General features: G+C 70.4%; 15 protein-coding genes. 9 read left to right on the top strand and 6 right to left on the bottom strand.

All coding sequences use genetic code 11. The annotated features are described in order from the left end of the window. The first annotated feature begins 47 nt into the window (after nt 1–47). The 8 genes from ACLF6J_RS16165 to ACLF6J_RS16130 are packed head-to-tail and all read left to right on the top strand — an operon-like array spanning nt 48 to nt 8,398. Complete coding sequence (locus tag ACLF6J_RS16165; RefSeq protein WP_047521078.1) at nt 48–1,019, top strand: ABC transporter permease; 972 nt, start codon at nt 48–50, stop codon at nt 1,017–1,019. Beyond that, nucleotides 1,016–1,903, top strand: a complete 888-nt coding sequence (locus tag ACLF6J_RS16160; protein WP_052193357.1) for an ABC transporter permease — start codon at nt 1,016–1,018, stop codon at nt 1,901–1,903. The genes ACLF6J_RS16165 and ACLF6J_RS16160 overlap by 4 nt, the downstream gene beginning before the upstream one ends. Continuing rightward, the gene (gene murQ, locus ACLF6J_RS16155; RefSeq protein WP_134352393.1) at nt 1,900–2,805 is read left to right on the top strand and encodes an N-acetylmuramic acid 6-phosphate etherase; all 906 of its coding nucleotides are present in this window, start codon (nt 1,900–1,902) and stop codon (nt 2,803–2,805) included. Before ACLF6J_RS16160 ends, murQ begins: the two co-directional genes overlap by 4 nt. Beyond that, on the top strand, nt 2,805–3,995 hold the full coding sequence (locus ACLF6J_RS16150; protein ID WP_134352392.1) for an anhydro-N-acetylmuramic acid kinase: 1,191 nt from the start codon (nt 2,805–2,807) through the stop codon (nt 3,993–3,995). The genes murQ and ACLF6J_RS16150 overlap by 1 nt, the downstream gene beginning before the upstream one ends. Continuing rightward, nucleotides 3,992–4,495: a GNAT family N-acetyltransferase gene (locus tag ACLF6J_RS16145; protein ID WP_166804665.1), complete on the top strand. Its 504-nt coding sequence runs from the start codon at nt 3,992–3,994 to the stop codon at nt 4,493–4,495. Before ACLF6J_RS16150 ends, ACLF6J_RS16145 begins: the two co-directional genes overlap by 4 nt. Then, nucleotides 4,492–5,691 (top strand): enolase C-terminal domain-like protein, encoded by a 1,200-nt coding sequence (locus ACLF6J_RS16140; protein WP_134352390.1) that lies wholly within the window; start codon nt 4,492–4,494, stop codon nt 5,689–5,691. The genes ACLF6J_RS16145 and ACLF6J_RS16140 overlap by 4 nt, the downstream gene beginning before the upstream one ends. Then, on the top strand, nt 5,688–6,773 hold the full coding sequence (locus tag ACLF6J_RS16135; RefSeq protein ID WP_134352389.1) for a serine hydrolase domain-containing protein: 1,086 nt from the start codon (nt 5,688–5,690) through the stop codon (nt 6,771–6,773). The genes ACLF6J_RS16140 and ACLF6J_RS16135 overlap by 4 nt, the downstream gene beginning before the upstream one ends. Continuing rightward, entirely contained in the window at nt 6,770–8,398 is a 1,629-nt protein-coding gene (locus tag ACLF6J_RS16130; RefSeq protein WP_134352388.1) for an ABC transporter ATP-binding protein, read from the top strand. The genes ACLF6J_RS16135 and ACLF6J_RS16130 overlap by 4 nt, the downstream gene beginning before the upstream one ends. Before the next feature lie 160 nt (nt 8,399–8,558). On the opposite strand, the gene ACLF6J_RS16125 is transcribed toward ACLF6J_RS16130, so the two are convergent. The 6 genes from ACLF6J_RS16125 to ACLF6J_RS16100 all read right to left on the bottom strand — a co-directional run bounded on the left by ACLF6J_RS16125 (nt 8,559) and on the right by ACLF6J_RS16100 (nt 12,474). Beyond that, complete coding sequence (locus tag ACLF6J_RS16125; RefSeq protein ID WP_166804664.1) at nt 8,559–8,726, bottom strand: hypothetical protein; 168 nt, start codon at nt 8,724–8,726, stop codon at nt 8,559–8,561. Continuing rightward, nucleotides 8,723–9,301, bottom strand: a complete 579-nt coding sequence (locus tag ACLF6J_RS16120) for a YdeI/OmpD-associated family protein (protein ID WP_134352387.1) — start codon at nt 9,299–9,301, stop codon at nt 8,723–8,725. Before ACLF6J_RS16120 ends, ACLF6J_RS16125 begins: the two co-directional genes overlap by 4 nt. 3 nt (nt 9,302–9,304) lie before the next feature. Next, nucleotides 9,305–10,117: an HAD-IIA family hydrolase gene (locus ACLF6J_RS16115; RefSeq protein ID WP_047521068.1), complete on the bottom strand. Its 813-nt coding sequence runs from the start codon at nt 10,115–10,117 to the stop codon at nt 9,305–9,307. Nucleotides 10,118–10,187: 70 nt separating this feature from the next. Further along, nucleotides 10,188–10,817 carry a metal-dependent transcriptional regulator gene (locus tag ACLF6J_RS16110; protein ID WP_047521059.1) on the bottom strand — a complete coding sequence of 210 codons (630 nt, stop codon included), beginning with the start codon at nt 10,815–10,817 and terminating at the stop codon, nt 10,188–10,190. Nucleotides 10,818–10,864: 47 nt separating this feature from the next. Beyond that, nucleotides 10,865–11,161 (bottom strand): hypothetical protein, encoded by a 297-nt coding sequence (locus tag ACLF6J_RS16105; protein WP_134352386.1) that lies wholly within the window; start codon nt 11,159–11,161, stop codon nt 10,865–10,867. Between the two features lie 20 nt (nt 11,162–11,181). After that, nucleotides 11,182–12,474: an Nramp family divalent metal transporter gene (locus tag ACLF6J_RS16100; RefSeq protein WP_421076920.1), complete on the bottom strand. Its 1,293-nt coding sequence runs from the start codon at nt 12,472–12,474 to the stop codon at nt 11,182–11,184. 79 nt (nt 12,475–12,553) lie between these two features. Here ACLF6J_RS16100 and ACLF6J_RS16095 point away from each other — a divergent pair, with 79 nt between their 5' ends. Then, nucleotides 12,554–13,231, top strand: coding sequence for a TrmH family RNA methyltransferase (locus ACLF6J_RS16095; RefSeq protein ID WP_244093527.1), 678 nt, complete (start codon nt 12,554–12,556; stop codon nt 13,229–13,231). Nucleotides 13,232–13,247 lie beyond the last annotated feature (16 nt).

Raw genomic sequence — 13,247 nt, 5'->3', positions numbered from 1 at the left:
CACCCCGCGCCCCCTCCCTCCCCGACGACAGGCACCCCCACACGCGCATGTTCAGACAGCTCCTCCGCAACAGCGTGCTGCGACGCATCGTCGCCGCACTCGGCACGCTCCTCGGCGTCGCCATCTTCGTCTTCCTGATGCTGCGGGCCATCCCCGGCGATCAGATCAGCTCCGGCCTCGGCACGGAGGCGGCCGCCCTCACTCCGTCGCAACGCGCAGCCCTCGAGGCCTACTACGGGCTCGACCAGCCGCTCTTCGTGCAGTTCTTCTCCTGGCTGGGCAACATCTTCACCGGCAACCTCGGTTTCTCCTCTCGAGCACAGACGAGCGTCCTCGATCTCACTGCCGCCGCTCTTCCCGTCACCTTCGAGCTCGCGATCTTCTCGATCGTGATCGCCCTGGCCATCGGCATCCCCCTCGGAATGCTCTCCGCCTCGAAGCCCGACTCGTTCCGCGACGGCGTCGGACAGGTCGTCGGCCTCGCCGGTCTCTCGATCCCCGCGTTCCTGCTCGGGACGGCGCTCCTGGCGATCCTCGCCTCCTCGTTCGGCTTCAACCCGAACGGTCAGGCCTACGCCACGCTGTTCGAGGACCCGCTGCTGAACCTCCAGCAGATGCTGCTGCCCTCGATCGTGCTCGGCTTCGGCATCGCCGCGCCGATCATGCGCACGACCCGCACCGCGGTGCTCGAGATCCGCGCCAACGACTTCATCCGCACGGCCAGGGCGAAGGGCGTCCCGCCGCGGCGGCTGCAGGTGCGTCACGTGCTCGGCAACGCCCTGGTTCCCATCGTCACGATGACCGGCCTGCAGTTCGGCTACCTCCTCGGCGGCGCCGTGGTGGTGGAGCAGATCTTCTCGCTCCCCGGCATCGGGCGACAGGTGCTCCTCGGCATCCAGCAGAAGGAATACGCACTCGTGCAGAGCACCGTCCTCGTGATCGCGCTCGCCTTCGTCATCGTCAACCTGCTCACCGACCTGCTCTACCGGGTCATCGATCCTCGGGTGCGTGCCGCATGACCGACATCTCTCAGACTCCGACCCTCGCCCCCGGCGGCGGGCGCAGCATGGAGCGCGTGCGTCTCCTGCTGCGCAGTCGCAGTGGACTCACGGGCCTCATCATCGTCGTCCTGCTCGCGGTGCTGAGCCTCGTCTCGGCGTTCGGGCTGCTGCCGTTCGACCCGCTCGCGCAGGATCCGCCGTCCCGCCTGCAGCCGCCGTCCGCCGTGCACTGGTTCGGCACCGATCAGTTCGGTCGCGACGTGTTCTCCCGCGTGGCCGCCGGTGTCGCCAACTCGGCGCTGATCTCGGTGGTCGCGGTGGCCTTCGCCACCGTCGTCGGAACCGTGTGCGGACTCATCGCCGGCTTCTACCGCGGCATCTCCGACGGCGCGATCACGGCGGTGACCAACGTGCTGTTCGCGTTCCCGCCGCTGCTGCTGGCCCTGTCGCTCGCGTCGGTGTTCGACCGCAACTGGTTCACCATCGCCGTGGCCATCGCGATCGTGTACGTGCCGATCTTCATCCGCGTCACCCGAGGGCCCGTGCTGTCGCTGCGCGAGGTCGAGTACGTCAAGGCGGCCAAGAGCACGGGTCAGAGTCGCATGGCGACCATGTTCCGGCACGTGCTGCCGAACATCACGTCGATCATCATCGTGCAGGTCACGCTCTCCCTGTCGTGGGCCGTGCTCACCGAGGCCTCGCTGAGCTTCCTCGGTCTCGGCACACCGCCGCCGGCACCCTCGCTCGGCTCGATGATCTTCGAGGCGCGCACGCTCGTGACGATCGCGCCGTGGACGATGATCGCGCCCGGTGTGATCGTGGTGCTCCTCGTCGTCGGCCTGAACCTGCTCGGCGACGGGCTGCGCGACAGTCTCGACCCCCGGAACAGAGGAAAGCGATGACCCGGGAGGATCTCGGCGGGCTGGCCACGGAGGCCAGCGATCCGCGCTATGCGGAACTCGACCTGATGAGCGTGGCGGAACTCGCGCAGACCATGAACGAAGCGGACGCCACTGTGCCCGCCGCGGTGCAGCGCGCCCTGCCGCAGATCGTGCCCGCCATCGAGGAGACGGCCGCTCGCATGGCGCAGGGCGGCCGCCTGGTCTACGTCGGCGCGGGAACCCCCGGACGCATCGGTGTGCTCGACGCCTCGGAGTGCCCGCCCACGTTCAGCACGCCGCCGGAGCTCGTCTTCGCGATCATGGCCGGGGGCCCCGGCGCGATCGTGAACCCCGTCGAGGGTGCGGAGGATGACGCGGACGCGGGTGCTGCAGCGATCGACGCGGCCGGCATCGGTCCGCTCGACACCGTGATCGGCATCGCCTCCAGCGGACGCACGCCCTATGTGATCGCGGCCGTCCGCCGTGCACGCGAGCTCGGAGCGCTCAGCATCGGTCTCTCGTGCAACGTCGGCACCGCGCTCAGTGCCACGGCGGAGCACGGGATCGAGGTCGAGGTCGGCCCCGAGGTGCTCTCCGGATCGACGCGGCTCAAGTCGGGCACGGCCCAGAAGCTCGTGCTCAACATGTTCTCGACCATCTCGATGGTGCGAAACGGCAAGGCGTACGGCAACCTGATGGTGGATGTGAAGGCCACCAACCACAAGCTGCGTGAGCGGGCCATCCGGATGGTGCAGACCATCGCAGCGGTCGACCGGGACGCGGCGCTGGCCGCTCTGGAATCGGCCGCCTACGACGTGAAGCTCGCGTCGATCATGATCCGCCGCGGGGAGGATCTCGCGGCGGCGACCGCACGACTGCATGCCGCCGACGGCCGGCTGCGCACCGCACTGGAGGAGAACTGATGCGCGTCCTCGGACTGATCTCCGGCACCTCGCACGACGGGATCGATGCCGCCGTCGTCGACTTCACGACCAGTGGCGGCTTCACCGCGCACGGCGTGGACCTGCGCGGCACGGTGCTCGCGGCGACCAGTGTGCCGTATGCCCCCGAACTGCGGTCGCGGCTGATCGCGGCGCTGCCGCCGGCGCAGACGACGCTCGCCGAGGTCGCGGAGCTCGACACGCTCATCGGTCAGGCGTTCGCCGACGTCGCGGCCGACATCGCCGCAGAAGTGGGGGGCATCGACGCGGTCTGCTCGCACGGACAGACCGTGTACCACTGGGTCGACGGCGCGCACGCGCGGGGCACCCTGCAGATCGGGCAGCCCGCCTGGATCGCGGAGAAGGTGGGTGCCCCCGTGGTCTCCGACATCCGCATCCGCGACATCACGGTCGGTGGCCACGGTGCGCCGCTGGTGTCGTTCCTCGATGAGCTGCTGCTGCGCTCACGCGCCGGCGTGTCCGCCGCCCTGAACCTGGGCGGCATCTCGAACATGACGGTGGTGCGGCAGGACGGCCTGGTCGCCTACGACATCGGCCCCGCGAACGCACTCGTCGACGCGGTCATCGTGGAGCACGGCCTCAACCCGCTCGGCTACGACGACGACGCCGCGATCGCCCGCACCGGACAGGTCGACGAGGCGCTGCTGGTCGCTCTGCTCGAAGACCCCTACTACGCGCTCACCCCGCCCAAGAGCACGGGCAAGGAGCACTTCCACCTCGGCTACGTGCACGAGCACCTCGCCGCGCAGGGGCGCGAGATCGCGGTCGCGGATGTCGTGCGTACACTGACCGAACTCACCGTCCGCACGGTCGCACGCGACGTGGAGGCCGCGGGCATCGGGTTCCTCGCCGTGTCGGGCGGCGGCTGCCGCAACCCGCTGATCCTCGACGGACTGCGCGCCGCCCTGCCCGCGACCGAGGTCGTGCTGGCCGACGAGCTGGGGGCTGCGGCCGACAGCAAGGAGGCGATCCTCCTCGCCCTGATCGGCTGGTCCACGATGCACGGCGTCCCCGCGATCGTCCCGGGCGGCACCGGTGCTCGCGAGCCGCGCATCCTGGGCACGATCACCCCGGGCGTCGGTCCGCTGCAGATGCCGGAACCCGTCGCCGCCATCGACTCCCTCGTGCTCACGGAGGCCGCGACATCGTGACCCTCCAGGTGCGCCCCGCCACCCCGGACGACCTGTCCGGGGTGCTCGAGGTGTTCCTCGCCTGCTGGCGGGAGAGCTACCGCGGCGTCCTCCGCGATGCGGCGATCGACGCCATGACCGACGCGCGCGCGGAGGCGCTGTGGCGGCGGGTGCTCTCCGACCCGGTAGGCATCGTGCTCGTGGCCGAGCGGGACGGCGGGATCGTCGGGATCACCCGGTACGCGGCGACGTCGAACACCGACGGGCGGATCGACGGGGCCGTGCACTCCCTGTACGTGTCGCCGCGTGCCCACGGCGGCGGCATCGGTGGAGCGTTGCTGACCCGGGCGACAGCAGAGCTGCGGGAGGCCGGGGCCGAAGCCGCGACACTGTGGGTGTTCGCAGCGAATGCGCCGTCGATCGGTTTCTACGAGGCGAAGGGCTGGCATCCGGATGGGGCCACCCGCACGCAGCCGGAGTTCGGCGAGCCCGAGCAGCGCATGCGCAAGGAGTGGACATGAGCGCCGTGGTGCGTCTGCGCGTGCTCCGGGTGTCGTCCCCGCTGGTGCGCCCGTTCATCACGGCCGTGCGGCAGACGGACCGTCTCGACGTCGTGCTGGTCGAGGCGACCGATGCGGAGGGGCGCCGCGGATACGGGGAAGCCGCCACGAGCTGGCGCGTCACGGGGGAGAGTCCGCAGAGCGTCGCCGCCGCGGTCGCAGGTCCGCTCGCCGACGCCGTGCTCGGTCGCGATGCCGGCGACGCCGGGCTCCCGGGGGACATCGCGCGGTCGATCTGGGGCAATGCGGCCGCCCGCAGCGCTGTCGAGTGCGCGGTCGCCGATCTCGCCGCCCAGCAGCAGGAGGTCTCGCTCGTGGCCGACCTGTCTCGCGCGCACGCGGTGCACAACTCCTCACGAACGTCGCACGTCCGCACCGACATGACCCTGTCCGTGGGAGAGCCGGAGGCGGTGGCGACGCTTTCTGAGGAGTACGTCACCGCAGGCTTCGGCTGCCTCAAGCTCAAGGCCTCGGCCGCGCACGACATCGTGGCCGCACTGCGGGCCGTCCGCGCGGCTGTCGGGCCCGACATCACCCTGCGCATCGACGCGAACCAGGCCTGGGGCGCCGAGACCGCGATCCGCGTGATCCGTACCGCCGAGGACGCGGACCTCGGGCTCGAACTCGTCGAGCAGCCGGTCGCCGCCCATGACCTCGTCGCGCTCGCCGCGGTGACGGCGGCCGTCGACACCCCGATCATGGCCGACGAGTCGGTCCGGACGGCCGAGGACGTGCGCGTGATCGCCGATCGGGGAGCCGCCGCTCTTGTGAACATCAAGCTCGCCAAGACGGGCGGTCCGGCCGAGGCGATCGCTGCCGCGGAGGCCGCACGAGAGGCAGGGTTGGGGGTCGTGATCGGCTGCATGATGGAGTCCCACGTCGGAGTGAGTGCCGCAGCCCACCTCGCAGCGGCCGTCGCCCCCGATGTCGTGCACGACCTGGACGCGGCGTCCTGGCTGCGTCGCTCGCCCGTGGTGGGCGGGGTCGCCTCGTCCGGTGAGGTGCTGGCGCTCGGGGCGGGCACGGGACTGGGCATCCTCGGGCTCGCATCCGACGCGCAGACCGACATCCTCCTCGACCTCGACCGCGACCGCGACCTCGACCGCGACCGCGACCTCGATCGCGACCTCGGCCGCGGTGCGGAGGTGCGCGTATGACCGCCGCCGCCGCCGTCGCCGCCGTGCTCGGGATGGAGTCCGCCCCACGCGGAGTCGTCGCGGGCGCCGTGACCGAGGCGGGGCGTGAGATCGCGGCCGGCGGCCTGGCCGACCTCGCCGGAATCCCGATGACCACCGAGACCGCGTTCGACATCGCCTCGGTCTCGAAGGTCGCGGCGACGACGACAGCGATCCTCAGACTGGTCAGCCGGGGCGACCTGCGCTTCGACGATCCGGTCGACCGCTTCGTCTCGGGGACCGCGTGCGCTCAGGGAACGACCGTGCGCCACCTCCTGCAGCACCGTGCGGGCCTGTGGGAGTGGCAGCCTCTCTACCTCGACCGTGCGCACGCCGGCGACCCCGCCGCCGCGGCGGATGCGATCCCGCTGCGATACGCCCTCGACGACGCCCGCCACTACTCCGACCTCGGCTTCATGCTCCTGGGCCGCATCATCGCGGCGGTCACCGGGTTGCCTCTGGACGCCGCCGTCCGCGAGCTCGTCACCGCGCCCCTCGGCCTGGATCGCACGGCATACGGACCCGCCGGTCGGCCCGTCGCGTCGTCCGCGATCGGTGACGTCGCCGAACGCCGCATGGTCGCCACGGGGGAGCCCTACCCGATCCTCACCGCGGCGCGGGACTTCACCTGGCGCGAGGAGGAGATCACCGGCGTCGTGAACGACGGCAATTGCTTCCATGCTCTCGGTGGCGTCTCCGGCCACGCGGGGCTGTTCAGCACCGCGACCGACCTGCTGACCTTGGGGGCGGCGCTCGCCGCGCCCGAGCGCCATCCCGCGCTGTGGGGCCCGGACGACGTCGCCGAGCTCTTCCGCGACGGACCGGATGCCGGACAGGCGCTGGGGTGGCGCAGCGACACGGTCGCCGTCGCCGGACAGCCGACCCGCGTGCTCTGGCACCCCGGCTTCACGGGCTGTGCCCTCGGGATCGTCCCGAACACCGGCACCGCCGCGGTGCTGCTGAGCACCCGCCTCTTCGCCCCCGAACCCGCACCGATCGAGGCGCTCTGGCGCGCGGTGCTCCCCGCCCTCCTGGACGACAACGAAGGAACGAGAACATCATGAGCATCACCGAGCCCGTGCTGAGCATCAGCGGTCTCGCCGTCGCCTTCCGGACCGGTTCCGAGCTGGTCACCGCGATCAGCGACGTCAACATCGACATCGCCGCCGGTGAGACCGTCGCGGTCGTCGGGGAGTCGGGATCGGGCAAGTCGACCACCGCCGCGGCGGTCAACCGCCTGCTGCCGGAGAACGGCGCGATCACAGCCGGGAGCATCCGCTTCGACGGGCGCGAGCTGACCGATCTGCCCGAGAACGCGATGATCTCGCTGCGCGGCGCGGGGATCGGTCTCGTGCCGCAGGATCCGATGTCGAACCTCAACCCGCTCATGCGCGTGGGCGAGCAGATCGGCGAGGCCCTCGAGGTGCACGGCCACACGCACGGAGACGCCACGAAGGCCCGGGTCGTCGAGCTTCTGGAGATGGTGGGGATCGCGGACGCCGCGCAGCGCGCTCACCAGTACCCGCACGAGTTCTCCGGGGGTATGCGGCAGCGCGTGCTGATCGCGATGGGCCTCGCCTGCAAGCCGCGCCTGCTCATCGCCGACGAGCCCACCTCCGCTCTCGACGTGACGGTCCAGCGACGCATCCTCGACCAGCTCGACACGCTCACGGATGAGCTCGGCACCGCGGTCTTCCTGATCACCCACGACCTGGCCCTCGCCGCCGAGCGCGCCGACCGCATCGTCGTCATGTTCCGTGGCCGGGTGGTGGAGGAGGGGACGTCCGCCCAGGTTCTCGGCGCCCCGCAGCACGAGTACACCAAGCAGCTGCTCGCCGCGGCGCCCAGCCTCGCGTCCCGCCGGGATGCCCTGCCACAGCGCGAGGCCGCCACGGGCACTCCGTTCGTGGAGATCCGTGGCCTCCGCAAGGAGTTCGCGCTCCGCGCACCCAAAGCGGGGGAACCGCAGACGTTCACCGCGGTCGACGGGGTGAGCTTCGAGATCCGGCGGGGCACCACGGTGTCGATCGTGGGGGAGTCGGGGTCCGGCAAGTCGACCACCGCGAACATGGTGCTCGGGCTCGAAGACGCCACGTCGGGATCGATCCTGTTCGACGGGCTCGACCTGACCACTCTCCGCCGCAAGGAGCTGTTCGCCCTGCGCCGTCGGGTGCAGCCCGTCTTCCAGAACCCCTACGCCTCACTCGACCCCCGCTACACCGTCGAGCAGTCGATCGCCGAGCCGCTGCGTGTCCACCGCATCGGCACGACGGCGTCCCGCAAGGCACGGGTGCTCGAGCTGCTGGAACAGGTCGCCCTCCCCGCGGCGATGGCCGAGCGTCTGCCCCACGAGCTGTCGGGCGGACAGCGTCAGCGCGTCGCGATCGCCCGCGCCCTGGCGCTCGAGCCCGAACTCGTGGTGCTCGACGAAGCGGTGTCGGCGCTCGACGTGCTGGTGCAGGCGCAGATCCTCGATCTGCTCGCCGACCTGCAGAAGCGCCTGGGCCTGAGCTACCTGTTCATCAGCCACGATCTCGCCGTCGTGCGGATGATCTCCGACGAGGTGCACGTCATGCAGCGCGGTGTCGTGGTGGAGAGCGGCACGCCGGAGCGCATCTTCGACGACCCGCAGCATCCGTACACGCGGGAACTGCTCGCCGCGATCCCCGGGGCGTCGCTGGCGTCCTGAGCGGAAGCAGATGTCACGCCTGTCGTCGGTTCACATGTCGGGAGGATGGGCGGATGTCGGGCGAATGCCCTTCATCCGCCCGACATCCGTGAAATCTCCCGACATCTGCTCCGGACGGCACACGGGCGGGGCGGCAGACGGGCGGGCGCGGGGACGCGGCTCAGCGCTTGCGGTCGTCGTCGTCCCAGGGGCCTTCCCACCAGCCCGCGCGGCCGTCGTCCGAGCCGCCGCGACCACGGCGGGAGCGTACGAACTGCACGATGAACACGGTCAGCGAGCTGAGCAGGATCAGGAAGACCACGAGGAACAGCAGGTCGCTCTGGTTCATGGTCGTTTCCCCTCCGCGGCATCCGCCACGATCTTGGCGATGCGGGCCGACCGGGTCTCCGGGCGCTTGGCCATCGCGATCTGCGTGAGACCGAACTTCTTCACCGACTTCGGGAACGCGTCCCAGTTCTCGCGCGCAGCGGGGGCGGCATCGAGGGCGGCGGCGAACTCGTCCGGCTCGATCCCGGCCTCGGGGCCGTCGAGCACGGTCCAGGAGCCGTTCGCCTTCGCCGTCTCCAGCACACGGATCCCGGCCGGGGCGAGCAGTCCCTCCGCCTCGAGTTCCGCGATCCGAGCCTTGTTCGTCGCCGCCCATCCGCTGCCGGGGCGGCGAGGCGAGAACCACTGGCCGACGGCGCGCTCGTCCGTTCCCTCGCCGAACACGCGCACCGGGCCGTCGATCCATCCGAAGCAGAGCGCATGCCGCACGGCGTCCTCGTACTCGACACCGTCGGCGGCACCCCGCACGCTCAACAGCCAGACGCCCGTGGTCCGCTCGTGGTTCTCCTGGAGCCAGGTGCGCCAGGCGACCGCATCGGCCGCCCGAATCCGCTCGCCGTCTTCCAGTGCGCCCATGGGCTACTTCTTCGTCTTCACCGTCGGGATCGTCTCGGTGATCCGCGGCAGCAGGTCGGCCACGGACTGCACGATCTCATCGGGGCGGAACGGGTACTTCTCGACCTCGGCCTGGTCGCTGATCCCGGTGAGGACCAGGACGGTGTGCAGGCCCGCCTCGATGCCGGCCACGACGTCGGTGTCCATCCGGTCGCCGATCATGCCGGTGCGCTTCGAGTGCGCGCCGATCTTGTTCAGCGCCGACCGGAACATCATCGGGTTCGGCTTGCCGACCACGTAGGGCTCCTTGCCGGTGGCCTTGGTGATGAGGGCCGCGATCGCACCGGTGGCCGGGAGCGGTCCGTCGGTGCTCGGACCCGTGGCATCCGGGTTCGTGACGATGAACCGCGCGCCGCCGATGATGAGGCGGATCGCCTTCGTGATCGCCTCGAACGAGTAGTTGCGCGTCTCGCCGACGACCACGAAGTCGGGGTTCGTCTCGGTCATGATGAAGCCGGCGTCGTGCAGGGCGGTGAGGATGCCGGCCTCGCCGATCACGAACGCCGAGCCACCGGGCAGCTGCTGCTTCAGGAAGTCGGCGGTGGCGAGGGCCGAGGTCCAGATGCGCTCCTCGGGCACGTGCAGTCCGCTGATGCGGAGGCGTGCCGACAGGTCGCGCGCGGTGAAGATCGAGTTGTTGGTGAGCACCAGGTACGGGATGCCTGCGCTCTCCCACCCGGCGAGCAGTTCGGACGCCCCGGGAATGGCGTCGTTCTCATGGACGAGCACACCGTCCATGTCGGTGAGCCAGCATTCGATGTCGTCACGTTGTGCCATGTGCACAGCCTAGAGGGCGAGTGTTGCCGGCACATGTCCGTGTGGCAGAGGGGTGCCGCTACAGATCGGTTCAGGCGGTGAGCCAGATCACGTCCGCGGCGTGCGCGACCTCGGCGTCGGTACCGTCGACGGACACACCGGCGGTGGTCACGGTGACCTCGACGCCGACCGCGATGCCCGCGGCCTCCACGGCGCGGAGCACTTCCGGATCCTGGTCGCTCACCCGCAGCACGCGTCCTGTGTGTCCGACCGCGGCATCGGCCAGCAGCACGAACGGCACCCGTTCCACGTGCCCGTCGGCATCGGGGATCGCATCGCCGTGCGGGTCGAAGCGGGGGCGCCCCAGGCGGGCGTCGATGCCTTCCAGCAGTCGGTCGCTGATGGTGTGTTCGAGCACCTCGGCCTCGTCGTGCACCTCGTCCCAACCGTAGTCGAACTCCTGCACCAGCCAGGTCTCGACCAGCCGGTGTCGGCGCACCATCGCGAGGGCGCGGGCCGTGCCGGCCTCCGTCAGCCGCACCGCGCCGTAGGGCACGTGCGAGACGAGCCCCGCGGCAGCGAGCTTCTTGACCATCTCGGTGACCGACGAGGGGGCGATGCCGAGCTTCGCGGCGAGCACCGACGGGGTGATCGGCGCATCCTGCCACTCGGTGTGCGCGTAGACGGTCTTCAGATAGTCGTCAGCTGCGGGGGAGGCCACCCGACCAGCCTACGCGGTGCTCTCCCGCGCCCAGGCAGCGACGGGGGTCAGCCCAGGGTGCTCAGGAAGATGAACGCCGCCTGACCCGCGAAGAACAGGACGAGGAATCCGAGGAGGGCGGCGGCCAGCGAGAGCCGGCCGTCGAACCCCTCGACCTCGTCGATGCCGACCTTGCGGGCACGGAACGCCAGCACGAGGGTGGCCACGCCGAGGGCCAGCTGCATCCAGGGGCTGGCGGGCCCGATGACCTTCGGGAAGGCGATCAGCAGCCCACCGATGATGCCGGTCGCGAAGCCGGTCCAGGTGAGGATGCGGACGGTGCGGCGAGCGCTCTCGGCAGACATGCCTCCGAGCCTATCCGGGCTCAGGCTCCCGTCAGCACCAGCCAGAGCAGGGCGCCGTTCAGTGCGATCAGCAGCACCGAGGCCACGATGCCGGCTGCTGTCGTCCACCGTCGATTGACCCAGGCGCCGAGGGTCCGTCGCTGTGCCGTGAGCACGACCAGCGGAATCAGGGCGAACGGGATCCCGAAGGACAGCACCACCTGACTGAGCACGAGGGCGAGCGTCGGATCGAAGCCGATCCCGAGGATCACGAGAGCGGGGATCAGCGTCACCAGCCGCCGTGCGAGCAGGGGGACGCGCACGTGCAGCAGGCCGTGCATGATCTCGGCTCCCGCGTAGGCGCCGACCGACGTCGAGGCGAGACCGGAAGCGAGCAGGCCGACCGCGAAGAACGTGGCCACGACCGGTCCGAGGCCGGCGGCGAGGGCGGCGTGCGCCCCCTCGAGCGAGTCGGTGCCTTCGACCCCGGCCAGGTTCGCGGCGGCGAGCAGGAGGATGCAGAGGTTGACCGAACCTGCGATCACCATCGCGACCGAGACGTCCCAGCGGGTGGCGGTGAGGAGCCGACGGATGCGCGAGCTCTCGGTGCGCACGGCTTCGTCGCCGGCGTGCGCGGTCGTCGCCCCGAAACGGTCGCGGGCGAGGGAGGAGTGCGCGTAGATCGCATGCGGCATGATCGTCGCCCCGAGGATCGAGGCTGCCAGCAGCACGGATCCGGTGTCCTCGAAGCGCGGCACCATGCCGCCCAGGATCCCTGCCGGATCCGGCGGAGCCACGAACACACCGGCGACGAAGCCGATCGTGATGATGGCCATCAGTCCGATGATCACGAACTCGAACGGACGTGCGCCGCGACGGTTCTGCACAGTCAGGAGGATCATCGAGACGGCGCCCGTGATCAGGCCGCCGAGCAGCAGGGGTACGTCGAAGAGCAGGTTCAGGGCGACCGCCCCGCCGATGATCTCCGCGAGATCGGTGGCCATCGCGACGAGTTCGGCCTGCACCCAGTACGCCCGGCGTGCCCAGGGGCGGCGCATGCGGGTGCCCAGCACCTCGGGAAGGCTCTGCCCCGTGACGACACCCAGTTTCGCGGAGAGGTACTGGATGAGCCAGGCCATGACGTTGCCGGCGACGACGACCCAGACCAGCAGGTAGCCGTACTGGGCGCCCGCCGTCATGTTGCTCGCGACGTTTCCCGGGTCGAGGTAGGCGACCCCGGCGACGAGGGCGGGTCCGAGCAGCCACAGCCCGCGGGGCGCGGTCGCCGGGGTCAGATCCTTCGTGGTTCCCGGAAGCACAGAATTTTTAGGCACACCGAAACCGTAGCGTATTTTTCGGTACGCCTAAAAGTCCTCGGTGCCGGCTCCGCAGAGGCGGCGATAGCCTGGCGGGATGGATGATGCCTCGGCGGACCGCACGACACCGGACCTTTCGGCGGCCGCGGCGACGGGCTCCATCGGCCAACCCGGCTACGGCGTCGGGCCCTGGCCGGGCGGTGCGGAGGCCTGGCCCGAGGGGGAGCAGTACGACCCTGTCCTCTTGGCCGAGGGCGACACCCGCAACGTGATCGACCGCTACCGCTACTGGCGGATGGAGGCGATCGTGGCCGACCTCGACACCCAGCGGCATCCGTTCCACGTCGCCATCGAGAACTGGCAGCACGACATGAACATCGGGTCGATCGTGCGCAGCGCCAACGCCTTCCTCGCCGACACCGTGCACATCATCGGTCGCCGACGGTGGAACAAGCGCGGGGCGATGGTGACCGATCGTTACCAGCACGTCGTGCACCACGAAGACGTCGAGACCTTCGCGACGTGGGCTGCGGCCGAAGGGCTTCCGATCATCGCGGTCGACAACGTCGACGGTGCCGTCCCCGTCGACAAGGCAGATCTCCCGCTCCGCTGCGTCCTGCTCTTCGGTCAGGAGGGGCCAGGATTGTCCAGCGAAGCGCTCGCCGCGGCCTCCGCGCACATCGAGATCACCCAGTACGGCTCGACGCGCTCGATCAACGCCAGCGCTGCGGCGGCCGTGATCATGTACGAGTGGTGCCGCCGTTACGCCGGCTGAGCCGTCGCGATGACGA

Origin of the sequence: Microbacterium sp. IO18 (genome assembly GCF_049099505.1) — a bacterium.
GTDB classification, from domain to species: domain Bacteria; phylum Actinomycetota; class Actinomycetes; order Actinomycetales; family Microbacteriaceae; genus Microbacterium; species Microbacterium aurugineum.
This window is presented reverse-complemented; position numbering and strand designations above follow the sequence as displayed.